Annotated in this window: 20 protein-coding genes; 12 read left to right on the top strand and 8 right to left on the bottom strand. The window is 44.4% G+C overall.

Annotation, left to right across the window (positions count from 1 at the left end):
• Nucleotides 1-39 precede the first annotated feature (39 nt).
• Together dpaL and MMA19_RS05675 are read right to left on the bottom strand one after the other, a co-directional pair.
• On the bottom strand, nucleotides 40-1,209 hold the full coding sequence (gene dpaL, locus MMA19_RS05680) for a diaminopropionate ammonia-lyase (protein WP_240205736.1): 1,170 nt from the start codon (nucleotides 1,207-1,209) through the stop codon (nucleotides 40-42).
• A gap of 69 nt (nucleotides 1,210-1,278) precedes the next feature.
• A complete protein-coding gene (locus MMA19_RS05675; protein ID WP_038230756.1) occupies nucleotides 1,279-1,665 on the bottom strand; it encodes a RidA family protein in 387 nt (128 codons plus the stop codon).
• A gap of 390 nt (nucleotides 1,666-2,055) precedes the next feature.
• On the opposite strand from MMA19_RS05675, the gene MMA19_RS05670 reads away from it, so the two are divergent.
• The 4 genes from MMA19_RS05670 (at nucleotide 2,056) to MMA19_RS05655 (ending at nucleotide 5,983) form a co-directional block, all read left to right on the top strand.
• Nucleotides 2,056-3,222, top strand: a complete 1,167-nt coding sequence (locus MMA19_RS05670) for a Xaa-Pro peptidase family protein (protein ID WP_065311707.1) — start codon at nucleotides 2,056-2,058, stop codon at nucleotides 3,220-3,222.
• A gap of 62 nt (nucleotides 3,223-3,284) precedes the next feature.
• Nucleotides 3,285-4,055, top strand: coding sequence for an aspartate/glutamate racemase family protein (locus MMA19_RS05665; RefSeq protein ID WP_062463906.1), 771 nt, complete (start codon nucleotides 3,285-3,287; stop codon nucleotides 4,053-4,055).
• A 9-nt stretch (nucleotides 4,056-4,064) separates the two neighbouring features.
• Nucleotides 4,065-5,024 carry a DMT family transporter gene (locus MMA19_RS05660; protein ID WP_240205735.1) on the top strand — a complete coding sequence of 320 codons (960 nt, stop codon included), beginning with the start codon at nucleotides 4,065-4,067 and terminating at the stop codon, nucleotides 5,022-5,024.
• A gap of 2 nt (nucleotides 5,025-5,026) precedes the next feature.
• Nucleotides 5,027-5,983: a DMT family transporter gene (locus MMA19_RS05655; RefSeq protein WP_124941699.1), complete on the top strand. Its 957-nt coding sequence runs from the start codon at nucleotides 5,027-5,029 to the stop codon at nucleotides 5,981-5,983.
• 55 nt (nucleotides 5,984-6,038) lie between these two features.
• On the opposite strand, the gene MMA19_RS05650 is transcribed toward MMA19_RS05655, so the two are convergent.
• Nucleotides 6,039-6,716, bottom strand: a complete 678-nt coding sequence (locus tag MMA19_RS05650; RefSeq protein ID WP_240205734.1) for a PAS domain-containing protein — start codon at nucleotides 6,714-6,716, stop codon at nucleotides 6,039-6,041.
• A gap of 329 nt (nucleotides 6,717-7,045) precedes the next feature.
• Between MMA19_RS05650 and MMA19_RS05645 the strand changes: the two genes are divergently transcribed.
• The 3 genes from MMA19_RS05645 (at nucleotide 7,046) to MMA19_RS05635 (ending at nucleotide 10,482) form a co-directional block, all read left to right on the top strand.
• Nucleotides 7,046-8,212 (top strand): Xaa-Pro peptidase family protein, encoded by a 1,167-nt coding sequence (locus MMA19_RS05645; RefSeq protein WP_006070080.1) that lies wholly within the window; start codon nucleotides 7,046-7,048, stop codon nucleotides 8,210-8,212.
• A 75-nt stretch (nucleotides 8,213-8,287) separates the two neighbouring features.
• The gene (locus MMA19_RS05640; RefSeq protein WP_006070079.1) at nucleotides 8,288-9,265 is read left to right on the top strand and encodes a DMT family transporter; all 978 of its coding nucleotides are present in this window, start codon (nucleotides 8,288-8,290) and stop codon (nucleotides 9,263-9,265) included.
• Nucleotides 9,266-9,330: 65 nt separating this feature from the next.
• Nucleotides 9,331-10,482: a M20 aminoacylase family protein gene (locus MMA19_RS05635; protein WP_240205733.1), complete on the top strand. Its 1,152-nt coding sequence runs from the start codon at nucleotides 9,331-9,333 to the stop codon at nucleotides 10,480-10,482.
• 62 nt (nucleotides 10,483-10,544) lie between these two features.
• On the opposite strand, the gene MMA19_RS05630 is transcribed toward MMA19_RS05635, so the two are convergent.
• Entirely contained in the window at nucleotides 10,545-12,356 is a 1,812-nt protein-coding gene (locus MMA19_RS05630) for a PLP-dependent transferase (protein WP_240205732.1), read from the bottom strand.
• A 132-nt stretch (nucleotides 12,357-12,488) separates the two neighbouring features.
• Here MMA19_RS05630 and MMA19_RS05625 point away from each other — a divergent pair, with 132 nt between their 5' ends.
• Entirely contained in the window at nucleotides 12,489-12,944 is a 456-nt protein-coding gene (locus tag MMA19_RS05625; RefSeq protein ID WP_006070076.1) for an Lrp/AsnC family transcriptional regulator, read from the top strand.
• Nucleotides 12,945-12,954: 10 nt separating this feature from the next.
• On the opposite strand, the gene MMA19_RS05620 is transcribed toward MMA19_RS05625, so the two are convergent.
• Both MMA19_RS05620 and MMA19_RS05615 read right to left on the bottom strand, forming a co-directional pair.
• Entirely contained in the window at nucleotides 12,955-16,572 is a 3,618-nt protein-coding gene (locus MMA19_RS05620; protein ID WP_240205731.1) for a response regulator, read from the bottom strand.
• Between the two features lie 25 nt (nucleotides 16,573-16,597).
• Nucleotides 16,598-17,629: a two-component system response regulator gene (locus MMA19_RS05615; RefSeq protein WP_240205730.1), complete on the bottom strand. Its 1,032-nt coding sequence runs from the start codon at nucleotides 17,627-17,629 to the stop codon at nucleotides 16,598-16,600.
• A gap of 251 nt (nucleotides 17,630-17,880) precedes the next feature.
• On the opposite strand from MMA19_RS05615, the gene MMA19_RS05610 reads away from it, so the two are divergent.
• The 3 genes from MMA19_RS05610 to MMA19_RS05600 are packed head-to-tail and all read left to right on the top strand — an operon-like array spanning nucleotide 17,881 to nucleotide 21,080.
• Entirely contained in the window at nucleotides 17,881-19,218 is a 1,338-nt protein-coding gene (locus MMA19_RS05610; RefSeq protein ID WP_240205729.1) for an aspartate aminotransferase family protein, read from the top strand.
• The gene (locus tag MMA19_RS05605) at nucleotides 19,215-20,057 is read left to right on the top strand and encodes a 3-keto-5-aminohexanoate cleavage protein (RefSeq protein ID WP_240205728.1); all 843 of its coding nucleotides are present in this window, start codon (nucleotides 19,215-19,217) and stop codon (nucleotides 20,055-20,057) included. Before MMA19_RS05610 ends, MMA19_RS05605 begins: the two co-directional genes overlap by 4 nt.
• Nucleotides 20,058-20,105: 48 nt before the next feature.
• Nucleotides 20,106-21,080, top strand: coding sequence for a TAXI family TRAP transporter solute-binding subunit (locus MMA19_RS05600; protein ID WP_006070071.1), 975 nt, complete (start codon nucleotides 20,106-20,108; stop codon nucleotides 21,078-21,080).
• Between the two features lie 81 nt (nucleotides 21,081-21,161).
• On the opposite strand, the gene MMA19_RS05595 is transcribed toward MMA19_RS05600, so the two are convergent.
• Both MMA19_RS05595 and MMA19_RS05590 read right to left on the bottom strand, forming a co-directional pair.
• The gene (locus tag MMA19_RS05595; RefSeq protein ID WP_038230746.1) at nucleotides 21,162-22,055 is read right to left on the bottom strand and encodes a LysR family transcriptional regulator; all 894 of its coding nucleotides are present in this window, start codon (nucleotides 22,053-22,055) and stop codon (nucleotides 21,162-21,164) included.
• A 19-nt stretch (nucleotides 22,056-22,074) separates the two neighbouring features.
• Nucleotides 22,075-23,046, bottom strand: a complete 972-nt coding sequence (locus MMA19_RS05590) for a KpsF/GutQ family sugar-phosphate isomerase (protein ID WP_038230744.1) — start codon at nucleotides 23,044-23,046, stop codon at nucleotides 22,075-22,077.
• Between the two features lie 405 nt (nucleotides 23,047-23,451).
• Here MMA19_RS05590 and srlA point away from each other — a divergent pair, with 405 nt between their 5' ends.
• Complete coding sequence (srlA, locus tag MMA19_RS05585; protein WP_038230885.1) at nucleotides 23,452-24,003, top strand: glucitol/sorbitol-specific PTS transporter subunit IIC; 552 nt, start codon at nucleotides 23,452-23,454, stop codon at nucleotides 24,001-24,003.
• Nucleotides 24,004-24,010 lie beyond the last annotated feature (7 nt).

The following is a 24,010-nucleotide window of genomic DNA, read 5'->3' as shown; positions in this document are numbered from 1 at the left end:
AAACAGCGGCATTGGAAAGGGGGATAAAATAAAGTGATACTATTCACTTGTTGAGAAAGCACCTTCCCAAACGATTCGGCGGTAGCGCTCAGGGTTTGTGTCACCTTCCGTACTGAAGAGTAGGACTACCGATTCTTCATTAAGGCCAACATTACCGTCGTTTTTCACAATTTCGTTTAGTGCCCCGAGAGTAATCGCACCAGACTCACCGCTGGTAATCGCTTGATCGCCTGCGAGTGGGTTACCATACATGCGCATTCCGGTTGCTGAGACCTTATCTTCAACGGCGATAAAATAGCGGCTGCAATCTCTTAAAATAGGCCATGTAACAGGATTTGGTTCACCACAAGCTAAACCTGCCATGATAGAGCTAAGGTCGCCAGTAACATTAACCATATTACCTGCTTCGCTTGTACCAGAGCGATAGATACAATCTGCGGCTTTTGGCTCTGCAATGATAGTGTCAAACTTAGTTTGGTCCAATCTATCTGCTAGGTAACCTAGTACTCCACCGGCCATCGCTCCTACACCCGCTTGGAGAATGACATGGCTAGGTGCTTCAAAACCAAGTTGCTCGATTTGTTCCACGGCTTCATCAGCCATTGTCATATAACCTTGTGAAATCCAAGTCGGAATTTCTTCATAGCCATCCCAAGCAGTGTCTTGAACCAACATCCAACCATTGGCCTGAGCCGTGTCATTCGCAAGTCTAACGGTATCGTCGTAGTTAACTTCAGTAACAATACATTCTGCACCAAGGCCACGAATACGGTCGACACTTGCTTGTGGAGAGCCTTTCGGCATATATACAACCGCTTGCTGCCCCATTTCACGAGCGGCCCATGCAACGCCAGTACCATGGTTACCTGCGGTCGCGGTTGCAAAGGTTAGTGGTGCTTCCAGTTTGGAGGAAACCGTTTTTAGGTCGATCTCTGCAATATCAACATTAAGGTGTTTTGCTAATTGACGTCCCAGAGCGTATGAGCCGCCCAAGACTTTGAAAGCGTTAAGCCCAAAACGCTTAGATTCGTCTTTCACAAGTATGGCTTTGACACCTAGTTGCTGTGCTAGTGCTGGTAAAGAAACGAGAGGTGTTGGTTGGTAGCCGTCGATCTGAGAATGAAAGGCTCGGGCTTGTTTGGCTTGCTCAACACCAAAGAGTTCGCTTTTATTTCCTGAAAAGAATGAGTTTTTAGATAGATTTAGCATAGGGCACACTTAATGGATAAAGTTGAGAGAAAAAAGGTCATCGAGAGGGTATGACCTTTTCGTAGTATTTTATTTGATGACGTAAGCGATCGCTTCTACTTCAACAAGCGCATCTTTTGGCAATCTTGCAGCCTCTACGCATGAGCGAGAAGGGGCATTTTCTGTACCAAATACTTCTGTGTACACTTCGTTAAAGGCAGCGAAGTCTTCCATGTTAGATAGAAAACATGTTGTTTTAACAACTGTCTCCATTGAAGCGCCAGCCTCTTCCAATACTGCTTTTAGATTTGCAAGTGACATGCGTGATTGCTCTGTAATGCCGCCCTCGACAAAAGCCATTGTTTTTGGATCAAGTGGAAGTTGACCAGATGTAAACACTAAATCTTGGAAAACAGTGCCTTGAACATAAGGGCCAATAGCTGCTGGTGCGTTGTCAGTATGTACTTTAGTTTTCATTTTTAATCTCTTGCCTCTTTAACTTCTAACATCGGAAGTGAATGTTAGCAAACTTCATTTCCGATTAGGTAACTTTAGTTAACTTTATTGACGTATGTCATTTTGAGAGTGGCTTTTTTATTCAAGATAAAATCAACTCTTGGTAACTATATGACTACTTTTATTCCGATTGGTCAATGGTAAAGTTAACTATATGTCACTTTTTTGAGGTTTAGATCACGACTTTACCTCTAAAAAACGCCATTCAGTGAACTATAGTTAACCTTGTGTCTGTGGTCACATTATTTAACTTAAATGTCAGTAAACTGCCCTCATACCGTTCACAAATATTAACTATAAGACTTAATTGCTCCACAGCTAAGTCTAATAAGAACAAGCAAAGAGGCTCCAATGAACAATTTTCTGAATCGTGGGTTTGACCAATCTGAATTTGAACACCGTACCCAACGTGCTCAAAAAGTCATGCATGACAAGAAGCTGGATGCAATGATTTTTACCACCGAGCCAAATGTTCGTTACTTTACTGGCTTTCATACGCAGTTCTGGCACAGCCCAACTCGCCCATGGTTTGTAATCGTGCCAGCGGAAGGCAAACCAATCGCGATTATTCCAGAAATCGGTGCCAGTGGTATGGCAGGTACTTGGATTGACAACATCATTACTTGGCCATCGCCTCGACCAGAAGATGACGGCATTAGTTTGGTAGCCAGTGCCTTGAACTCATTGCCGTGTCGTCATGGCCGAGTTGGTGCGACATTGGGTATTGAGTCCCACTTACGTATGCCAGTGAATAACTACCTACAACTGACCACCATGGTTAAGAAAGACTTTGTTGATGTGTCTTTAGAGATGCATGAGCTTCGTCAAATAAAGTCTCAAGCAGAGATTGAGAAAACACGAGAAATCTGTCGCATCACCAATGTTGGTTTCAAAAAGGTGCCGGAATATGCGAAAGCAGGGATGACGGAGCGTGAGATTTGCAAACAGTTCCGTATTGACATGCTGTTAGAAGGTGCCGATGAGTGCCCGTACATTATTGCAGGCTCAGGGCCGGACGGTTACGACAGCATCATTATGGGCCCAACAGACCGCATTATTGAGCCGGGCGACGTGTTGATCATTGATACCGGTGCCGTTCGCGACGGTTACTTCTCTGACTTTGACCGTAACTGGGCATTTGGACATGCGAGTGAGCAGACAAAAGCGGCATACCGAGCGACTTATGAAGCGACGACAAAAGGTTTTGAAGCCGCGAAGCCAGGCGCGACAACGACTGATATCTATAACGCGATGTGGAAAGTACTAGAAGCAAACGGTGCATTGGGTAATGACGTGGGTCGTCTGGGTCATGGTTTAGGCATGGAGCTGACAGAGCGTCCATCAAACACTGCGACAGACAATACTGTGTTGAAGCCAGGCATGGTGATGACGCTAGAGCCAGGCATGGTTTACGCACCGGGCAAATCTATGGTTCACGAAGAAAACATCGTCATTACCGAAGATGGTGCGGAGTGGCTATCTGAGCGTGCGGAACCTGAACTGATCATTATCGATTAATCCCCCCAAAGTGCTTCTCTGTCTGCCTGATATTCAGGGAAGCACCTAGACGAGATAACATTATGGAAACCTTACAAGAGTTTAAAGATTGGGAAATTACCCTGTCGCATACACAAGCCCCTCGGATTGATCGGGTGCATATCGGGTTAGTTCAACTTAGCACTGACCATTCGCTAGAAATGGATTGGGCAAAGTTATTGGGAACGCAGGCGGGCGTATTTAGTTCTCGTGTTTATTACAGCAGTGAAATGACGCCGGAAGCGCTGGATCAAATTGCCACGGGTATCAGTGAAGCATCGGATCTGATAGCAACGGGTTTACCAATGGATGTGATGGCCTTTGGCTGTACCTCTGCCTCAATCATTATTGGGGAAGAAAAGGTTGGACAGCTGCTCACGAAAAACCGTGGGGATATCCCAGCTACTAATCCATGGACTGCTGCTCAAGCTGCATTTAGGCACTTAGGCGCCCGCAAGATCGCCGTATTTTCTCCTTATCCAACAGAGGTGAACTTCCCTCTCTACAACCAATTGACGGCTGCTGGGTTTGAGGTATGCATTTTAGGCTCATTGGGGATCGAGAAGGATACCGACATTACCAAGATCTCCAAAGCATCCATGTTGGAGGCATTAGAAACTATCTTACCTGAATCGGGCGCAGACCTTGTGTTTATGTCCTGCACCAACCTTCGCGTTCTAGATCATATCCAAGAAATTGAAGACAAGTTCAACATCCCGGTTGTTTGTAGCAACTCGGCTATGTTTTGGCATGCCATGCACCTAGTTGGTAAGAAAGCTCAATGTCCAGGTTACGGAAAATTACTAAATCTATAGGAAAGAGCAATGAGTAATACAGTAAAAGGCTGGATCGCAGCCATATTTATCGGTTTGTTATGGGGTATTCCATGGATTGTCGGTACGCCAATCTTAGAAGTTATGGACGCTCAAGTGCTAGTTTGGGTTCGTTATACTGTTGCTTTCATTACCCTTTTTGTCATTATCAAGGTGAGCAACGCTATTGGTAAGCCACAGAAAAAAGTCGACTTTAAACTTAATTGGGAAAATCGCCATGATATCTTTTGGGCTGCTTCTTGTGGGATTATTGGTCAGGGCGCATTTAGTTTCCTGTCGTTTCTTTCTTTGGACTATATCACTGCATCTGAAAATGGCGTTATACAGGGGTTAATCCCAATTATCATCCTTTGCGTGGGCTTTCTGCGCCACGGCGAGAGATTTACCGTACTGCAAATTGTAGCGGCGGTAGGCGCATTCGCAGGTGTGGCGATTCTAGTCATGGACCCATCTGTCGAAGGCAGCGGTTTTAACATTGGCCACTTAATTTGTTTTGGTAGTGCGGCGAGTTTCTCTACGATGGCTTATGCTCGCGCTAAGCTTGCAGAGAAATATGGCTCCGTTGCGACCATGTACCATCAGTTTGTATTTGCAGCGATCGGCTTCGGTATCTACTTGCTGTTTGTTGGTGCAGACTTCTCTTCTGCTCTAGGCATTTTCTCCTCTCCATTACGTATTCTTTGCATCACTATTTTGGGTGTTGGTATTTCTGGTATTAGTTACCTGATTTACATCTATGCAATGGAAAGAGTCGGTGTAGACGGCACGGGTATGGCGCTGAACTTAATGCCACTGTCTTCGTTCGTACTCGCGGTATTCGCTCTTGGTGAAGCGGTGACGCCAATGAGATTGATAGCCATTGCTGTCGTTATTGGCTCCATGATGATGTTTATGAAATTTGCTCACAAAAAAGAGCCAGAAGTTGAAGCAAAACTGGTTGAGAGTAATTAACCATGACAAACACTGCTAAGGGATGGATTGCAGCGATTTCAGTTGCGTTGTTGTGGGGTACCGAGGGCTCTTTAGCAACCTTGCCTCTCAGCGTCATTGATGCGAAGGTCCTGGTATGGCTACGCTACGTGATTGCTTTTGCTGTATTATTCATCGTCTTGGCAGTGTCTCTTTTCTTTGGACAGTCGCCAACAAAATCAAGGCAAGTTTTTCGGTTTAGTTGGCAGAATCGTAGAGATGTTTTGAAACTATTTTTATGTGGTGTCGTTGGCCAAGGATTATTTAGCTTTTTCTCTTTTCTTTCCCTTGATTACATTACTATTTCTGAAAATGGAGTTATTCAAGGGCTAGTCCCTATTGCCATTCTATTGATGGGTACGCTGTTCTATAGCGAGCGGTTTACCTTGACTCAGATGGGGGCTGCGTTTATTGCTCTTGTTGGGGTGACGTTATTGGTCTTCTCACCTTCAAGTTCGCAACAAGGATTGAATATTGGTCATTTCATTTGCTTGTTGAGCGTGGTGAGTTTTGCTTCGGTGACTCACCTACGGGCACAATTGGCTCAGAAGTACGGTGGGGCTCAGACAATGTTTTACCAATTCGGTTTTGCTGCTCTGGGGTTCTTCTTTTACCTACTCTTCGACGGAGTAAATTTTAGCAGTATCCAGTTATTACTTACCCCTTCTTATAAACTGCTCTGCGTAATGATATTAGGAACTTGTGTATCCGGATTAGGCTATCTGGTATACATCTATGGTATTGAGAGGGTTGGAGTTGATGGGAGCAGTATGGCTTTAAACTTAATTCCAGTATCTGCCTTCTTAATTGGAACTTTTGTTTTTAATGAAGAGCTGACAATACTTAGAGTGGTAGCAATGGGACTAATTGTTGGCGGTATGGTTATTTTTGTTAGGCCTTCGTCCAAGAAGCATCAAGTGGCTTTAAGCGTCAACAATTGAAAATTAAGCTTCACTTATTGTGAGGCTTAATTTTAGGATCCGGGGTAAACGCCCGTTAGGCTTTGAACTCTCGAATGTACTTATAGATTGCATGGCGTGTAATACCCAAACGTTCAGAAGCTAACCCAGTAGCCTCTTTTAGTTCGAAAATACCATTATCAAATAGGACCTTAGTGATCGCCTTATTCTTGCTTTTTAGATTGATCGAAGCGTCGTTCTGCACTTCTTCAATCGCATGTTCAAGGGCTTGCTCAATAACATCAGTAGCCGAAGAGCTAAAATTTTCATGTACACCAACATGAGGTAATGAAGCATCTGGCATTAAAGTTTTGATAATTTCAGGGAAAGGGTGTGATAAGTTCATATTAATACAGAACAGCCCAATGGGTTTGCCATTTTCTCCTGCAAGCACACATGTTGTTGATTTTAATAGTGAGCCGTCTTTACTGTTAGTAAAGTAGCTTTTAGGAGTTATTTCCCCTGTCCTTTCGAATGCGCTTAGCATTCGCAATCCCATATCTGTGATTGGTGACCCCACTTCACGACCGGTGTGATGTCCGTTGACGATCTTCACTACGGACTTTTCAAAGCTCTCAAACGAGTGAATGACCACTTCACAGTGCGGACCGATAAAGTCTGCAATGGTTTCCGCTAGTCGAAAATTGGACTCAAGATATTGTCGATCAATTTCAGTGAACTTGACGTTAAATGACTTATAAGCTGATGCATTCATTATAGACCACTACTGTTAACTTTAACTTGAGATTCATTGTCCCTTGATGTTGGCTGGAAATCAACCCACGCATTAACTAAATGTAACCAATCTCATCTTATTTCGAATGTCTCTTAACCTTTTAGTTCACTAAAGGAAACTAAACTTGATGAAAATCAAAGTTAAAAGGGATTTTCAGTCTCAATAGTGAACAATAGTTAACTGTAGGATCCGGGTCACATTATTTAACTCAAATATCAGTAAACTGCCCTCATACCGTTCACAAATATTAACTATAAGACTTAATTGCTCCATAGCTAAGTCTAATAAGAACAAGCAAAGAGGCTCCAATGAACAATTTTCTGAATCGTGGGTTTGACCAATCTGAATTTGAACACCGTACCCAACGTGCTCAAAAAGTCATGCATGACAAGAAGCTGGATGCAATGATTTTTACCACCGAGCCAAATGTTCGTTACTTTACTGGTTTTCATACTCAGTTCTGGCACAGCCCAACTCGCCCATGGTTTGTAATCGTGCCAGCGGAAGGCAAACCAATCGCGATTATTCCAGAAATCGGCGCCAGTGGTATGGCAGGTACTTGGATTGACAACATCATTACTTGGCCATCGCCTCGACCAGAAGATGACGGCATTAGTCTGGTAGCGAGTGCCTTGAACTCCTTGCCGTGTCGTCATGGCCGAGTTGGTGCGACATTGGGTATTGAATCCCACTTACGTATGCCGGTGAATAACTACCTACAACTGACCACCATGGTTAAGAAAGACTTTGTTGATGTGTCTTTAGAGATGCATGAGCTTCGTCAAATAAAGTCTCAAGCAGAGATTGAAAAAACACGAGAAATCTGCCGCATCACCAATGTTGGTTTCAAAAAGGTGCCGGAATATGCAAAAGCAGGGATGACGGAGCGTGAGATTTGCAAACAGTTCCGTATTGACATGCTGTTAGAAGGTGCCGATGAGTGCCCGTACATTATTGCAGGCTCAGGGCCGGACGGTTACGACAGCATCATTATGGGCCCAACAGACCGCATTATTGAGCCGGGCGATGTGTTGATCATTGATACCGGTGCCGTTCGCGATGGTTACTTCTCTGACTTTGACCGTAACTGGGCATTTGGACATGCGAGTGAGCAGACAAAAGCGGCATACCGAGCGACTTATGAAGCGACGACAAAAGGTTTTGAAGCTGCGAAGCCAGGCGCGACAACGACTGACATCTATAACGCGATGTGGAAAGTACTAGAAGCGAACGGTGCACTGGGTAATGACGTAGGTCGTCTGGGTCATGGTTTGGGCATGGAGCTGACAGAGCGTCCATCAAATACGGCGACGGATAACACCATTTTGAAGCCAGGCATGGTGATGACGCTAGAGCCGGGCATGGTTTACGCACCGGGTAAATCTATGGTTCACGAAGAAAACATTGTCATTACCGAAGATGGTGCGGAGTGGCTATCAGAGCGTGCGGAACCTGAACTGATCATTATCGATTAATCAATTATTTATAACGATAAGCCAACGCACGAAATTCGTGACGTTGGCAACAATATGAAACATAAAGGACTCAAAATGAACACAACAAATAAAGATACATTTTTAGGGTGGGTTGCCGCGATAGCAGTAGCATGTATTTGGGGCGTGACTGGTGTGGTCTCTAAACCTCTCTCTATGGCGGTAGATCCAATGACACTGGTATTCTTCCGTTATGTGACGGCGGTGATTGGGCTATCTATTATTTTCTTTTTCACGTCTCGCAGTAAAAGTTTAAGCGTTGATTTGGGTTCATCACTTAAAATCGACAAGAAAGATATTGGTCGAATCGCACTATGTGGCATTGTAGGGCAAGGGGTTTTCTCACTCTTTAATTTCCTTTCACTTGCTCATATCGGTGCCACAGAGAACGGTGTTATTCAGGGAATGCAACCTTTTGCAACGGTCTTCTTTGGCATGATGTTTATGAACTTCCGCATGAATAAAATCCAGTGGGGTGCGTTCATTGCATCGGCCATATGTATTTATGCGATGAGTGTTGGCCCAACAAACACGATTGAAGGTGGTACTCCGTTACTAGGTTATGTATATGTGACCTGCTCGATGCTAGCACTTGCTTGGACTGCACACCTTCGTGCTAGCTTAGCAGACAAGTACGGTTCTGTTGTTTCAATGCTTTACCAATACATTTCTGTAGCAGTGATGGGTATCTTCGTCGTATTCGCAATGGGTCTAGATCTATCTCAAATTTACATTATCTTCTCTAGTCCATTACTGATTGCACTACTGATTTTCTTGGGTACTGGCATTTCAGGTGGTAGTTACCTCATTCAACTTTACTCTTTCAAACGTATTGGCGTTGAAAAATCAACAATGGCTCTAAACCTAATGCCACTTGTTGGTTACCTTGTTGCGGTACTGACGCTGGGTGAACAAATGGCAATGGGCAAGACCATTATCGTCTCTCTAATTGTTGTCGCACTTTATGTCTTTACCAAATATGAGACTAAAGAAGAGCCAAAATCAGAAGAAAATTTGAAAGCTCAAGAAGCTTAAACTGAATCAAAAAATAATAATATGGGAACCTATCTTGGGAGATAGCTTCTTTTCTGGAGAAAGATATGACCACAGAAACATCTGCAATTGAATGGCGTAGACACCTTCACCAATACCCTGAGTTTGGTACTGAAGAGTTTAAAACGTCTGAGTTTGTTGCTAACAAATTGGAAGAGTTTGGACTTGAAGTTCACCGTGGAATCGGTGGAACTGGGGTCGTAGGCATTCTTCGTCAAGGTACTAGTGATCGCAGTATTGGTCTTAGAGCAGATATGGACGCTTTAAGAATTAAAGAAGAAAACACGTTTTGTCACGCATCTAAACACGAAGGTGCCATGCACGCATGCGGACATGATGGTCATACTGCGATGCTACTTGGAGCTGCATGTGAATTGGCTCAAAGTAAGAACTTCGATGGTGTCGTGTACTTCATCTTCCAACCGGATGAAGAACGAGGCACTGGTGCAAAAGCTATGATTGCCGATGGCCTATTTACTCGTTGGAACATAGACGCGATATATGCAATGCATAATTTGCCTGGTATCCCAGCGGGTAAGTTTGTAACTCGTCCAAGTTCAGTTATGGCTAGCGAAAGTAGTTTTGAAATTGTTATCAACGCTACTGGTGGTCATGCAGCATTACCCCACATGGGAACCGATCCTATTGTGGTTGGCGCACAGGTTGTTACAGCGTTGCAGACTATTGTTTCTCGTAATTTAAGCGCTATCAACGAAACTGCGGTCATTTCAGTTACAAACTTTGAGACAAATGGCACGGTGAATGTTATTCCATCGCAAGTGACGATCACTGGTGATACGCGAAGTTTTACAGATGAAGCTCTGCACAAAATCGAGAAAGGGATTGAGCGTGTCGTGGCAGGTCAATGTATATCTGCTGGCGTTGATTACCAATATCACTTTAACAATAGTTTTCTTTCAACGATTAATACTGCAGAGGAAACAGAACATGCGATTAAAGCTGCAGAAACTGTTGTAGGAAAAGACAATGTTATTGGCAATTGTGAGCCATTTACCATTAGTGAGGACTTCTCCTTCATGCTACGCGAGGTAAAAGGTTGCTATATCTTAGTTGGTAATGGCGTCGGTGAATGTGGTGGAACTGCACTTCACAATCCACTTTATGATTTTAATGACGATATCTTGGGAACAGGTATGCGTTATTGGCAAACGTTAGTGGAACAGCAATTAGCTAAGTAATCGAATACAAAAAAGAGGAGCATTGGCTCCTCTTTTCTTATATATCGACTGTTAGCAGATAACTAAGCAGATAACTGACTAAACCTCGGCAAACTCTTAGCAAACCTCTGGTGCACATCCATGTAGGTTTGCATGTAGATCTCATCGATACTGTCAGCGCAAGGGAAGCTGGATGAGAAGTCGACATGTTTACGATCGATGGACAGTTTGGCTGCCTCGATAATATGAGCGACAAACATTCGAGGGTCTTCCAAACCGATGGAGATCCGCATTGTGGTTGGCTTGATACCAGCTTCATTTAGCGCTTCGTCGCTAAGTTCGGAGTGGGTCGTTAGGGCTGGGCAAAGCGCAACGGTGTTAGTTTGTCCCAGACTTACTTGCATACCGATAGCTGGCTCAAGCATGTCAAAGAACTGTTTGAACCCATCACGATTGATTGGTGCACGATTGCCATTGCCTTCCATATCGATGGTAAACAGAGCCGCAGGTAAGCCCAAGTGCATGTTGTTCTGGCAGTGTTCGTAGTTATCACTGTCAGGTAGAGCTGGGCATGATACGTTGATGTCTGGGTGAGCATCGAAGATCTTCGCCAAGGTGAGAGTATTGATGGTTTTCTGCACCACACGCATTTCGTAAGTTTTCATACCATTGAGTACTTCAAATGCTTTGTCGGCGTCTAAGAATGCACCTTTAATGTAATACACATTCCAAAAGAGCGTTTCGTTCCATGGAATGATGACCTCATCGCCGTTAGGTTTGGTGAAGGTGACTTCTTCTCCTTTTGGTACAAACATGGCTTCGTTACGGCCGATGACGACCCCAGCGGTTGTGGTCCCTGAACCAGCTAGCTCTTTGGTGTAGGAATGAACTACGAAATCAGGTCGTTCCATCACGTCATCGCGTTTTAGTACTGGGTGCAGGAGCGGGGTACCAACCGTTGAGTCAACGATAATGTCCCAACCACGAAGGTGAGCCGCTTTACTGATGCTAGCAACATCTAAGACGTATCCATGTGGATTACAAGGTGATTCTAGATAAACGTATATTTTCTTACCAGCGGCAAGGCGGTCGGCGTATTTATCGGCAACCTCATCAAGACGAGCCGCAAACTCATCTCCGGAGTAACCATCGACCCATTCGACCGCTACATTCAAGTTTGAGGGTTTTCCAAACCAATCTTCTAATAGCTGATAAGACCCACCGTAGATGTTGCGTGATGCCAGCACAATATCTTCATGCCCAAGTAAATGGCTCAACAACCCATCAATTGCCGCCATGCCAGAGTTAAAGTTCCATGCAAGGTACTCATTAGCTCTTGAGCCTGCCTCTAGGTCAACCATGTGGTTAGCCAGTGAGATTGATGTTGGGTTGAGCAGTCGAGAGTAAATATCGTGAAGCGGCTCTTTACCGTTGAATGCATCTTCAATCCATTCGGTACACGCAAACAAATATGTTGCGGTACGCGTAATCACAGGACTGGCTGAGAATATAGCGGCAACATTGTCGAAGATAGGGTAGGCACCCTTAGAGGCAAAATGACCATTATTGGTGGCAATGGATTGGTAAGTAGTGCGCATGGGGTTTTGCAGGTTGTCGAGGATCTTCGCGATCTGAAATGACAAAAATCGCTTGGCGTTAAACCAGGCGATTCGGTCACTTTTGTCGAGCTCTGAAAGTCCATCAACGGTCAATGCCCAAAGGTCGTGTGTTTTCGTGTTGGCTTTGTATAGTGTGGTCGCTAGTTCAACCAGCGTGGTGCCGTATTCACTATTTGCGTCGATGCCAAAGTGTTTTGCTTGCTCAATGGCAAGAGCTTCTGCTTGTTCGTGTTTGGTTGTTTTACGCAGCGGGCTAAGTTGAGTTGAGGTATTCATAGTTCCATCCTTTATTGTACCTCTTATAATTTTAGTGTTATAAAAATGTTAAAGATTGCGATTTAAGAAGTAACTCACCTACTTTGAGCAATTATATTGCGCATATTGGTTATAAATTGATGGAAAATGCTAATGGATGAGATCGACAAAAGAATACTGGCTGAGTTGCAAAGCAACGCTCGGCTAACTAATCAAGAGTTGGCAGATCGGGTTGCTCTGTCGCCGTCCCCCTGTTTGCGCCGAGTTCGGTCCTTGGAGAAGCAAGGAGTCATTCGAGGTTATCATGCCAGTGTTGACCAAGAAGCGTGCGGGCTGCCTATTAATGTCTTTGTATTGGTGAAACTCGAAAAGCCGACAGAAGAGAACATGCGAGACTTTGAACATCACATTGAAATGATTGATGAAGTGTTGGAGTGCTTTTTGATGACGGGCAACCACGACTACTTGTTGCATGTAGTCAGTGAGTCGCTAAAAAGCTATGAGCAGTTTATCCGCAAGCAATTAACTCGCCTGCCAAATATCGCCTCCATCGAATCGAGCTTCGCCTTTGGTCAAGTAAAAGCAAAGACGAAGCTGCCAGTGAGATAAGTAAGTTCAATTAGTGTTTAGATTTAATGAGTGCTAAAGCTTTATCAAAATCGAATTCTTGTAGAGCGCCATCAAGTTGCTTTAGTTGATTTTGGGTAAGCCCCAGTAATTGGCTTTGCTCTATGTTTTGCACTATCTCAAGTGCATCGGTATCGTTCTGTTCAATAGCGTTCTGTAATCTTTCATAGAGCGTTGGGTCAAAGCTCGCTGTGTGCTCAGAGTTATCGTTAGCCGCTATATGAGAGTGTAAAACGCCACTCTCTCTTATTGCCTCAGTGGTTTGATTCAGAGCATTGAGTAGCTTCTTTTGAAGTTGTTCATTGTTGATATCAGATTCTAATGCACTACAGAGCTCAAATAACTCGTTCGCACCTATATTTCCTGAGACGCCTTTTAAGCTATGGATGTAGCGTTTTAAATCGGAGGACGCTGCATTAGCGAGTTGTTCTCTAACTTGAGATAAATCAGAGTAGTGCTCATAAAAGCGTTGTAACAGTCGGCGATAGAGCTGGTGGTTGTTATTCGCACGAGCAAGACCTTGGGACAAGGTGATGGTGTTAATGTCAGGAAGTTTCACTGGTTGAGTATTAACATTAGAGTCGGAGCTGGAAGTGCTTACTTCTGACCCAATTTCGCGTTGAGGCGAGGTGATCCATCGAGCAAGGGTGCTGAACATGATGCCTACATCGATTGGTTTAGCTATGATGTCGTTCATCCCTGACTGGTAGGCGCGTTCTCTATCACGCTCCATCACGTCGGCGGTCATGGCAATGATAGGGATAGCTCGGTCATTGAGTGTGTTTCTTATTATCTCTGTTGCGCTGTAGCCATCGAGTACAGGCATTTGGCAGTCCATAAGAATGCCATCGAACGTCATTTGTTTATACAAGTCGATCGCGACTTGCCCATTTTGAGCTACGGTGACTTGGATGTTTTGGCTTTCCAAAAGTTCTAACGCTAATTCTTGGTTAATTTCGTTGTCTTCAACGAGTAATAGATGAGCTCCTGCTAGGTGTTGGACATTAGCCAAATGGGTTTGCTGCTCAAGCTCGTCACGGCTGGTACGGTGGTTTTCTATATCATATAAGCCAACTATCGCATCGAACAAGTGAGAGGCCGTTACTGGCTTATCGAGAATACTTGGTACGATAAGGCCACGCTCTTGAACTGAGTCAGCCAGAAGCTGGCGATCATAGGCTGTGAGCATCAAGATTTTAGGATTGAGGGACTCAGATTGCTGGATAGCATGAATGAGTTCAACTCCATCTTTACCGGGCATCTGCCAATCCGTAATAACCACATCAAATGCCGAATCTGATTGTGCAGCGTGATTGAGTGCGTCGATTGCGCTATCAACTCCATTAGCGCTTCGAACATTAAAGTTGAGTGATTGCAGAATATCTTCAACGATAAGGCGCGCACTGGCGTTGTCATCCACAATCAGGATGTTGAGGTGGTTTAATGATGTTGGCACGACAATCGGTTTGGTTTCTAGCACTTGGCTGCGCTTCATGTTAATTGTGAACTCAAAGGTTGAGCCTTCGCCAAATTGACTCCTAACCTCAATGTCCCCGCCCATCAACAAACAAAGCTCCTTACTGATGGCTAAGCCTAATCCGGTTCCCCCATACTTGCGTGTGATGGAACTATCGGCTTGGGTGAACTTATTGAAGAGCTTTTGAGTTTGTTTTGGTGTCATTCCAATGCCAGTGTCAGAGACCGCAAATCTTAACGTGACATCGTCATTCTCTAAGTTGTCTGCGGTGATAGTGATTTTGACTTCGCCTTGTTCGGTAAACTTCACAGCGTTATTGGCAAGATTGGTCAAGATTTGCCCCAATCTTAATGGGTCACCGTAAAGTGCTGTTGGTACGTCTTTTGAAGTATGAATAAGCAGCTCTAAACCCTGCTCCGACGCCTTAAGCCCAACCAAATTAGAAATATTGTCCAAAACGTTTTCGAGTCTAAAATCTACGTGCTCAATGTCGAGTTTACCCGCTTCGATTTTTGAGAAATCGAGAATGTCGTTGATAAGTCCGAGTAAGGTATCAGCCGACAGCTTTACTTTTTGAATATAGTTGCGTTGTGCCTTAGTTAAATCTGTTTTTAAAGCGAGGTAACTCATGCCTATGATGGCGTTCATTGGGGTTCTGATCTCATGGCTCATGTTCGCCAAAAAATCCGATTTAGCTTGGTTTGCGTAGTCTGCTTCATCTCTGGCAATAGCGAGCTTATCGGCAGACTTTTCAAGCGCAGCGTGGGATTTGTTGGCGAGCAAAACAATAAAAACTATGGTGCTCATGAAAATGATGCCGCCGATGGCAAGATAGAAAGAGATTTGAGATGAGTTCTCTACAATGTTTTGCTGGTGTTCAAAATCAGGTTCAATAACTTTGAAGGCTTTCAGATAGGCATTATCAAGCGCCGATGATTGTTGGGCGATAGCTTGTTTCTGCGTAAATAACTGTTCGAATAAAGCGAGATATTGCGTCAACTGCCCCTTAATTTTCCCAAGCGTTTGTTGTTGGGTCGCATCTGAAATATGCGGTATCAAATCTGCCAATCGTTGTTGGCTCTCTTTGATAGTTCCTTCAATTTGCTCGGCAATATCTTGCTGTTCGTTGAGTGTTTGTACCAAGGAGAAGTCGCGTTCGTACTGAGTGGTATCGCTAAATAGGGAACGTAATGTCAGCAATTGAGCGGTAGTGGAGAGTTTGACGTTGGTTTGTTGTTGTATGTCGTTTAGTTCTTGTTGATAGGCGGCTAACTCTTTTTGTAAGCTCGTTCTCAGCACTACACTCGCTCGTGTAAACTCTTCCCCCGCCGAATCGATCTGGGCGGCGATGTGCTGCTGCATTGGAGCGGTAACTAGTTTGAGGTTTCTGAGCTGAATGACCGCAGTTAAATACCGATTTCGAGCGTTATCAACCAGTGTCAGTTTGTCCTTAGCAGCCTGCGTAACCATCTTTGGTTGCAGAGCTCTAATTTGGTTACGCACTTCATTGAGGCCAAATTGCAGTTGTTTGTAATCTTCATTATTCGGTTCGAGGATAAAAGACTTTTCATGACTTCGAATTGTAGAAATACGACTTGCTAAATGATGGCTTTCAATAGCGATTTGAGCACTAGCATCAATGTGTTGACGCATGCTTTCGACTAACGCGACCTGTTTTTCTATCGAGACTTTAAGATCGACCTGCATCTCTTCTACATCATAAATAGACGTGTCCGAATTTGAGGTAAGAGCAACGCGGGTGGTTCTTTCTTGGTCGTTAAGTTCTACGTATTCGGTAAAAGTCGTCTTGTAATCTTGAAGTAGCGCCTTTACTTCTTGATTGACCTGCTCGGAAGGCTGGGAATCGGCAAGCAGGTAGGCCATATCAATATGTTCAAAGGTTTTTTCAGCCTGCGGATGGGTGGGCGATAGTGCGTAATTGCGCTCATGCAGCTTAATGCTATCTATGGCGGCACGAAGTTGAGCGCTTTGAGCGTAATTGTCGACAGTTTCAAAACGAAGATTGAGTTTTGACCAACCTATTGACCCGGCTATCACCAATAATGTCACTGCGATGAAAAAGCCAATAAGAATGCGTTTTGAGTCGAGATTTTGTCCGATAGGAAAATTCATGGAAATCCTTTAAACCAATGTAGTTCTAGTCTTTAAAAGCATCTCGAATGGCGAGAATATCATCCAATTTGCTGATGAAAATTGGTACTAAACTTGGATCGAAGTGAGTTCCTGCATCGCGCTCTAGTAATGCGAGCGTTTCCTCAATGGACCAAGCCTTTTTATAGGGACGCACACTGGTCAGTGCATCAAATACATCGGCTATTGCGACGATTCTTGCACTAAGCGGGATTTGCTCTCCTTTCAATTGGTTGGGGTAGCCACTGCCGTCCCATTTTTCATGATGGTTTAACGCAATTTCTTGCGCCATTTTTAATAGCAGCGAATCGCTGTCACCAATAATGTCACCGCCAATTTCGACATGCTTCTGCATGACGGCCCATTCGTCGGCATCGAGTTTACCTGGCTTTCTTAACACGTTATCTGGAATACCAATTTTGCCGATGTCGTGCATTGGTGCGGCTTGAAATACCAGCTCAACCCAGCGCTTACTAACGTTTAGTTGTGAGGCGAGAATGCGTGAGTAGTGGCTCATCCGCACTACGTGCATACCAGTCTCGTTATCTTTGTACTCTGCTGCTCGTCCCAAGCGTTGGATGACTTCCAAACGGCTTTGTTCAAGCTGAGCCGTTCTTTCACGTACTTTGATAGCAAGTTCGAGATTTTGATCGTACAGCGCAATATGTGTCTTCACTCGAGCTAACACAATGGGTGGACTAATGGGTTTGGTAATATAGTCCACCGCGCCCAACTCAAAGCCTTTCTGCTCGTCGACCACTTCACTTTTCGCGGTGACAAAAATAATAGGAATATCAGCGGTTAGTGGATTGGCTTTTAGTGTCTCGCAAACCTCATAACCGTCCATTTCGGGCATCATGATATCGAGCAATATCATATGAGGTTTAGGTGTGGAGAGGGCGATTTGTATAGCTTTCGCGCCGCTTGTCGCCGCTTTCACTTTGTAATGTTCATTCAAAGAGCCAGCAATGGCATGGATATTATCGGGAATGTCATCAACGACAAGCACCACAGGTTTTTCTTGGTTGTCTGTATGCATAAGTACGAGTCCTTGTACCGAAAATGCAGAGATAAGGCTTTTAAGAATAGACAAGGTTTCGTATGTGTTACAAACAATTAGCTCACTATGAGAATAATATCGCACCAAGATTTGCTTTAACGATTAGGGGAAGCTTCATGATGCAGCCATTCCATTTTCTCATAGAGGTTGATAATTATTCGTTTGTAAAAATGCCATGTTAGAACAAAAATTAACCAATAAAGGATAAGTGGTTAACTGAGGGCGGCTGCGTGGGTAGTGTATTTCACCGACATTGTTCAGATACTTTGCCAAAAGTGAGCTTTGGCGAAGGCGTGTATTTGATTGATTCAGAAGGTCGATATTATTTAGATGGATGCGGAGGGGCGGCGGTCTCCAACCTTGGTCACAACCATCAGCGAGTAAAAGCGGCGATTCAAGCTCAATTAGAGACTATTCCATATGCTCATACAGGGTTCTTTACCAGTGAAAGCAGTGAGAAATTAGCGCAGCGAATCGTGTCGTTAGCCCCAGAATCTTTGCAACATGTGTACTTTGTTAGTGGTGGTTCAGAAGCGGTGGAGTCAGCGCTTAAAATGGCACGCCAGTATTACGTTGAGCGCGGTATGGTGTCCAAAACGCAATTTATCGCAAGGCGACAAAGTTACCATGGCAATACATTAGGGGCGCTCTCTGTTGGAGGCAATGAGTGGCGACGAGAACCGTTTCGTCCTCTGCTTTCCTCTGCTCACCATATTGCGCCTTGTTATGCCTATCGTGACCAATTGGCGTCAGAAACTGAAGACCAATACAGTCAGCGTATTGCCAATGAACTTGAAGCGAAGATACTCGAACTTGGGGCGGAAAATGTGATGGCATTTATCGCCGAACCCGTCGTAGGGGCAACTGCGGGGGCAGTACCTGCGACTCAGGGCTATCTGCAGCGTATAAGAGAGATTTGTGACCAATATGATGTATTGCTGATTTTAGATGAAGTGATGTGTGGAGTCGGCCGAACGGGGTCTTTCTTCGCATTTGAGCAAGACGAAGTAGTACCCGATATTGTGACCATGGCGAAAGGTCTGGGAGCTGGATATCAGCCCATTGGCGCTGTACTTGTTCACGAAAAAATCTATCAGGAAATAGCCAATGGTTCCGGTTTTTTCCAGCATGGTCATACCTTTATGGGACACCCAATGGCGTGTGCGGCGGCACTCGCTACAGTGGAAACCATCATAGAAGATGACTTGCTAGCTCAGGTGGTTTCTAAAGGGGAAATGCTTAAGCAAAAGCTTTTCGAAGCGTTGGGGAATCTCGATATGATTGGTGATATTCGAGGTAGAGGATTGTTTATCGGCATTGAATTGGTTTCTGACAAACATTCAAAATCCCCGCTTGCTATCCAAACTCAAGCGCACAAATGGATTAAATCGTTGGCGATGGAGAATGGTTTAATGTGTTACCCAATGGCTGGGACGATCGACGGTACACACGGTCACCATATTTTACTTGCGCCTCCGTTTATTATTAGTGAGATCGAAATGGATGAACTGGTGACCAAGCTGAAAAATACGCTACTTTTAGCAGAAGAAAAGTGGGTTCGCTTATGAGTAACCTAACAATGCCATCACAGTCGGCTATTATCGTTGCGCCTAATGGCGCAAGAAAAACGCAGAAAGATCATCCTGCACTGCCCATCACTCGTGGAGAGATTATCCAAGATGTTATTGCTTGCCGAAGTGCAGGTGCCGCAATGGTACATCTGCATGCTCGCAATGAAAAAGGGCTGCACTCGTTAGACGTTGCAGACAACCTCCCGCTGTATAACGAACTAAAAGATGCTGTTGGAGACAGCATTATGGTGCAATTAACAACAGAAGCGGTAGGCCAATATCAACCTGAGCAACAAAGGCAATTGATCAAAGCCGTCAAACCAGAAGCGGCGTCATTTGCGTTAAGTGAGTTGATTCCAAATGATGAACACTTGAGCGAGTCGGCCGAGTTTTTTCATTGGGTTGCACAGCAAGGCATTATTGCTCAATACATTCTTTACAGTGCTGACGATCTTGATCGTTATTTTCGACTGATTGATCAAAAGGTCTTGCCTGATCACGACCATCACCTATTACTTGTTCTCGGACGCTATAAGCAGGGACAAGTAGCAACACCTCAAGACCTTGTGCCATTTCTTAGTTGTCGATTATTTGAACTGCGTCACCGTTGGGCGGTCTGTGCGTTTGGTCAATTTGAACACAATTGTTTAACGGCTGCTATGCTTATGGGGGCTGACGTTAGAGTTGGGTTTGAAAATAATCATTATGACAATCAAGGTGCTATTGCTACAAACAATGCATCTTTAGTGAACCAGCTTTGTAAGACGTCAGCGGCGCTTAATATAGATTTATTGAGCGCTACTGAATTTAGAAACAGTCTTGCCATTCGCCAGTAATTAAGGAGTTTACTGGTTTCTGAACCCTACGACAGGAAAGGAATAACTATGACCAAATTAAAAACCATGTTGACCGTGTCTGCTGCATGTATTGCCATGGGAGGAGCAACTCTCGCGCAGGCAGAAGACCGATTTGTAACTATCGGAACCGGTGGCGTAACAGGGGTTTACTATCCAACGGGTGGTGCTATTTGTCGTCTTGTAAATAAAAACCGAGCTGAATTCGGTGTGCGTTGTTCGGTAGAAAGTACCGGCGGTTCGATATACAACATCAATACCATTCGAGCTGGCGAATTGGATTTAGGTATAGCCCAGTCAGACTGGCAATATCATGCATACAATGGCACCAGTAAGTTTGCGGAAGCTGGTCCATATAAAGATCTTAGAGCGGTATTCTCTGTTCACGCTGAACCATTCACTGTGGTGGCGCGTGCGGATTCTGGTATTGAAAGCTTCGAAGATCTTAAAGGTAAGCGAGTCAATATCGGTAACCCTGGTTCCGGTCAGCGCGGGACTATGGAAGTCTTGATGCAAGGTTACGGTTGGGACAAAGATGTATTCAAACTGACTTCAGAGCTAAAAGCATCTGAGCAGTCTAAAGCATTGTGTGACAACAAAATCGACGCAATGATCTACACCGTAGGCCACCCAAGTGGTGCGATTAAGGAAGCGACAACGTCTTGTGATAGCCGCATTGTATCGGTTACTGGACCAGTGGTAGATAAGTTGGTTGAAGACAATAGCTTCTACCGTAAAGCGACCGTTCCGGGGGGTATGTATAACGGTAATCCAGATGATGTGATGACGTTTGGTGTGGGTGCAACATTCGTTACATCTACTGCCGTGCCTGATGATGTGGTTTATGCCATCGTTAAGTCTGTATTTGAAAACTTTGATGATTTCAAACGTCTTCACCCTGCTTTCGCTAACCTGAAGAAAGAAGAAATGATCAAAGATGGTTTGTCAGCACCATTGCATCCAGGTGCCGTGAAGTACTACAAAGAAGCGGGTTTGATGGACTAACAAACTCTTTTAATGCAACACTCTTCAAAGCCCAGCTGTAATGCTGGGCTTTTTTTATTAATGGTCGTGGGGTCACTGTGACTAGCAACGAAACTGCTCTTCTAGCCATTGGTTGAACAGATAGACTAGCTTGTTGTCGCGACGATGATTTGGGGTGATGGCATAGTAACCGTACTGACTCACTAAACTAAGAGCGAGAGGGTTACTCAACTGCTTTGCTTCAATTAAAGGGTCGACCATAAAATCAGGAAGAAGAGCGAGCCCACAGTTTGCTTTTACAGCCTCCAAAGACATAAAGAAATGCTCGAATCCGACGCCATAAAAATTCATCGGTGTATCAGGGCAAAATTGATTTCGAAACTTTTCCCATAGTTGCGGTCGAGTAATATGGGGGATAAATTGGTAAACTTCCAAATCTTGGTGGCTGCGAATAGGATGACGCTCGATAAGATCTGTTGAGCCGACCAAGCGCAGCGTCTCTATGTGTAGCAGAGTGGCATTTTCGTAATGGGTAGCGATTGGTAAACAGCGGATTATGATGTCACTTCGCGCGTTCAAGCCTTTAATGGGACCATCACCTGTTTTTAGGTTGATTCGTATACTAGCGTTTTGCGATCGAAAGTCTTGCAATGCGTTGATCAACCATAAGCTGGCAAAAGATGGCGTTACATCAAGGTTTAATACCGCCTCGTTGTTTTCAGACTGCTTGAGCCTTGCCGTTGCAGATTGAACACTTTCCAAGGCTTCGATAATACTAGGCAAATATTGCTCACCAATAGATGTAAGTCGAATCCCATCAATGTGTCGCTCAAACAGTGCTTGACCAAGTTGCTGCTCTAATGCCGCGACTTGTTTACTGACGGCTCCTTGAGTCACACACAGCTCCTGTGCAGCCTTTGAAAAACTGAGGTTGTGTGCCACTGCCACGAAGGTTTTGAGCGCTTTGATAGAAGGTAAGCCTGAGCTGCTACTCATAGTGTTTTCCCGAACTTGTCTACTTGATACCTCGACGATGAATATCCGAGATGCTAATTACGCCAACACACTCATCGCGTTCATTGACAACAGGTAGTGCTGAAATGGCATTATCAAGCATTAAGTTCAACGCATCGTATGCTTTTACTCGCGCACTTGTTTGTTTGCCGTTGGTGGTCATATGCTGTTCAATTTTGTCTTCTAGAACGGCGCCATTGGCGAGCGCTCGCCTTAAATCTCCGTCCGTAAAGACACCTACGAGCGTCGTTTGACGACAAATGGCGATAAGCCCTTTACCACTCTCACATAGTACGCTGATCGCTTCTGCTAAGCTTTGTTCTGGTTGGCAAATGGCATTGTGTTCAAACTCGGAGATTACGTTGCCGACTGTCGTAAGTAGTTTCGCTCCGAGAGCACCAGCAGGGTGAGACTGTGCAAAATCAATACTGTCGAATTTGCGAATTTTCATTGCTGTAATCGCTAAAGCATCACCCATGATTAATGTGTTGACTGCGCTGGATGTTGGAGCGAGTCCGAGTGGACATGCTTCGCTGTCTATGGCGATGTTGACCACACAATCACTGTTCTGCGCCAAATGAGATGAAGTGTTGCCAGTCATACCGATGATAGAAATCCCGCGCTCTTTTAATATCGGCAGCATAGTCTTAAATTCGGCAGATTCGCCTGAGTTTGAAATCAAGATCACTAAGTCTCCTTTAGTGATCATCCCTAGGTCTCCGTGAAGTGCTTCCGCCGGATGAACGAAAAAGGCAGGTGAACCCGTTGAAGCCAGTGTTGCGGCCATCTTCTTGCCAATGTGCCCAGACTTGCCTATTCCAGACACAATTATCTTGCTTTGACAGTTAACGATGTGCGACACCGCTTGCGCAAAATTGTCCTCCAATCGTCCCAATAGCTTCTGAGCTTCTGCTATCTCGGCATTAATGACTTGTGTGGCGTATTCGATGACTTCTGTCTTGACGACTTGCATGGCGATGTGTCCTACGAGCTGAACGATATAGATATTGCTGCCTAGTGTTTCACACCTCTGGTAAAGAGCAAGTTGTAATTTTCATTATTTTCATTATTGGGATCTCTCTCAATCTTGGTGTCTAGTTGAAAGTTAAGATTTTCATTTCATGGAAAGGAATGCAGAACGATTGGCTGTTATTGAAATCTGATTCAAAGGAAGTGTTTGTATGTATCTGATTTTTAAAGGTATATACTCTCTCGCGCCCAATTCCACCTCTTTTGTTACTTTCATTATTTTTATTTTTTCTTTCATTTATTTTGTGATTTGAATCAATAAATGAAAAATATTAACTTTCAAAATGAAAATAATAATGAAAAAGTAAAAAGGCAATCAGCACTTATCCTTGAAACAAAAGAGGTCAACATGGACTTTATAATTCACTCAGCGGAATGGTTTATCGGGCTATTCCAACAAGGCGGAGAGGTCTTTACCGGAATGGTAACAGGCATACTTCCTCTCTTAATTTCATTACTTGTCGCCATGAACGCATTGATACGTCTCGTTGGACAAGACAAAGTAGAAAAACTGGCACAGCGTAGTGCTGGCAACCCTGTATCTCGTTATCTGGTTCTGCCTGTTGTCGGTACCTTCATTTTCTGTAACCCAATGACGTTGAGCTTGGGTCGTTTTCTTCCTGAGAGATACAAACCTTCTTACTACGCGGCTTCTTCGTACAGTTGCCACTCCATGAATGGCCTGTTCCCTCACATTAACCCTGGTGAATTGTTTGTTTACCTTGGTATCGCTAACGGTATTACTCAGCTGGGTCTACCACTAGGTCCTCTAGCTGTGAGTTATCTACTAGTCGGCATGGTAACTAACTTCTTTAGAGGTTGGGTGACTGACTTTACTACTGCAATGGTAGAGCGTCAGCAAGGTGTTCAACTAGAACGTACTGTTCACTTCCAATCATAAGAGGCCT

Source organism: Vibrio sp. CyArs1 (genome assembly GCF_022432925.1).
In the GTDB taxonomy this organism is placed as follows: Bacteria; Pseudomonadota; Gammaproteobacteria; order Enterobacterales; family Vibrionaceae; genus Vibrio; species Vibrio mediterranei.
Note: the sequence above shows the minus strand (reverse complement) of the source record. Positions and strands in the feature narration are given on the sequence as shown.

Bases quoted from the DNA above. Each gene is read 5' to 3' on its own strand.
- MMA19_RS05650 (WP_240205734.1), bottom strand. From the start codon at position 6,716: ATGAATGCATCAGCTTATAAGTCATTTAACGTCAAGTTCACTGAAATT.
- MMA19_RS05625 (WP_006070076.1), top strand. From the start codon at position 12,489: ATGGATGAGATCGACAAAAGAATACTGGCTGAGTTGCAAAGCAACGCT.
- dpaL (WP_240205736.1), bottom strand. From the start codon at position 1,209: ATGCTAAATCTATCTAAAAACTCATTCTTTTCAGGAAATAAAAGCGAA.
- MMA19_RS05635 (WP_240205733.1), top strand. From the start codon at position 9,331: ATGACCACAGAAACATCTGCAATTGAATGGCGTAGACACCTTCACCAA.
- MMA19_RS05665 (WP_062463906.1), top strand. From the start codon at position 3,285: ATGGAAACCTTACAAGAGTTTAAAGATTGGGAAATTACCCTGTCGCAT.
- MMA19_RS05630 (WP_240205732.1), bottom strand. From the start codon at position 12,356: ATGAATACCTCAACTCAACTTAGCCCGCTGCGTAAAACAACCAAACAC.
- MMA19_RS05600 (WP_006070071.1), top strand. From the start codon at position 20,106: ATGACCAAATTAAAAACCATGTTGACCGTGTCTGCTGCATGTATTGCC.
- MMA19_RS05595 (WP_038230746.1), bottom strand. From the start codon at position 22,055: ATGAGTAGCAGCTCAGGCTTACCTTCTATCAAAGCGCTCAAAACCTTC.
- MMA19_RS05620 (WP_240205731.1), bottom strand. From the start codon at position 16,572: ATGAATTTTCCTATCGGACAAAATCTCGACTCAAAACGCATTCTTATT.
- MMA19_RS05645 (WP_006070080.1), top strand. From the start codon at position 7,046: ATGAACAATTTTCTGAATCGTGGGTTTGACCAATCTGAATTTGAACAC.
- MMA19_RS05670 (WP_065311707.1), top strand. From the start codon at position 2,056: ATGAACAATTTTCTGAATCGTGGGTTTGACCAATCTGAATTTGAACAC.
- MMA19_RS05640 (WP_006070079.1), top strand. From the start codon at position 8,288: ATGAACACAACAAATAAAGATACATTTTTAGGGTGGGTTGCCGCGATA.
- MMA19_RS05675 (WP_038230756.1), bottom strand. From the start codon at position 1,665: ATGAAAACTAAAGTACATACTGACAACGCACCAGCAGCTATTGGCCCT.
- MMA19_RS05660 (WP_240205735.1), top strand. From the start codon at position 4,065: ATGAGTAATACAGTAAAAGGCTGGATCGCAGCCATATTTATCGGTTTG.
- MMA19_RS05605 (WP_240205728.1), top strand. From the start codon at position 19,215: ATGAGTAACCTAACAATGCCATCACAGTCGGCTATTATCGTTGCGCCT.
- MMA19_RS05615 (WP_240205730.1), bottom strand. From the start codon at position 17,629: ATGCATACAGACAACCAAGAAAAACCTGTGGTGCTTGTCGTTGATGAC.
- MMA19_RS05590 (WP_038230744.1), bottom strand. From the start codon at position 23,046: ATGCAAGTCGTCAAGACAGAAGTCATCGAATACGCCACACAAGTCATT.
- srlA (WP_038230885.1), top strand. From the start codon at position 23,452: ATGGACTTTATAATTCACTCAGCGGAATGGTTTATCGGGCTATTCCAA.
- MMA19_RS05655 (WP_124941699.1), top strand. From the start codon at position 5,027: ATGACAAACACTGCTAAGGGATGGATTGCAGCGATTTCAGTTGCGTTG.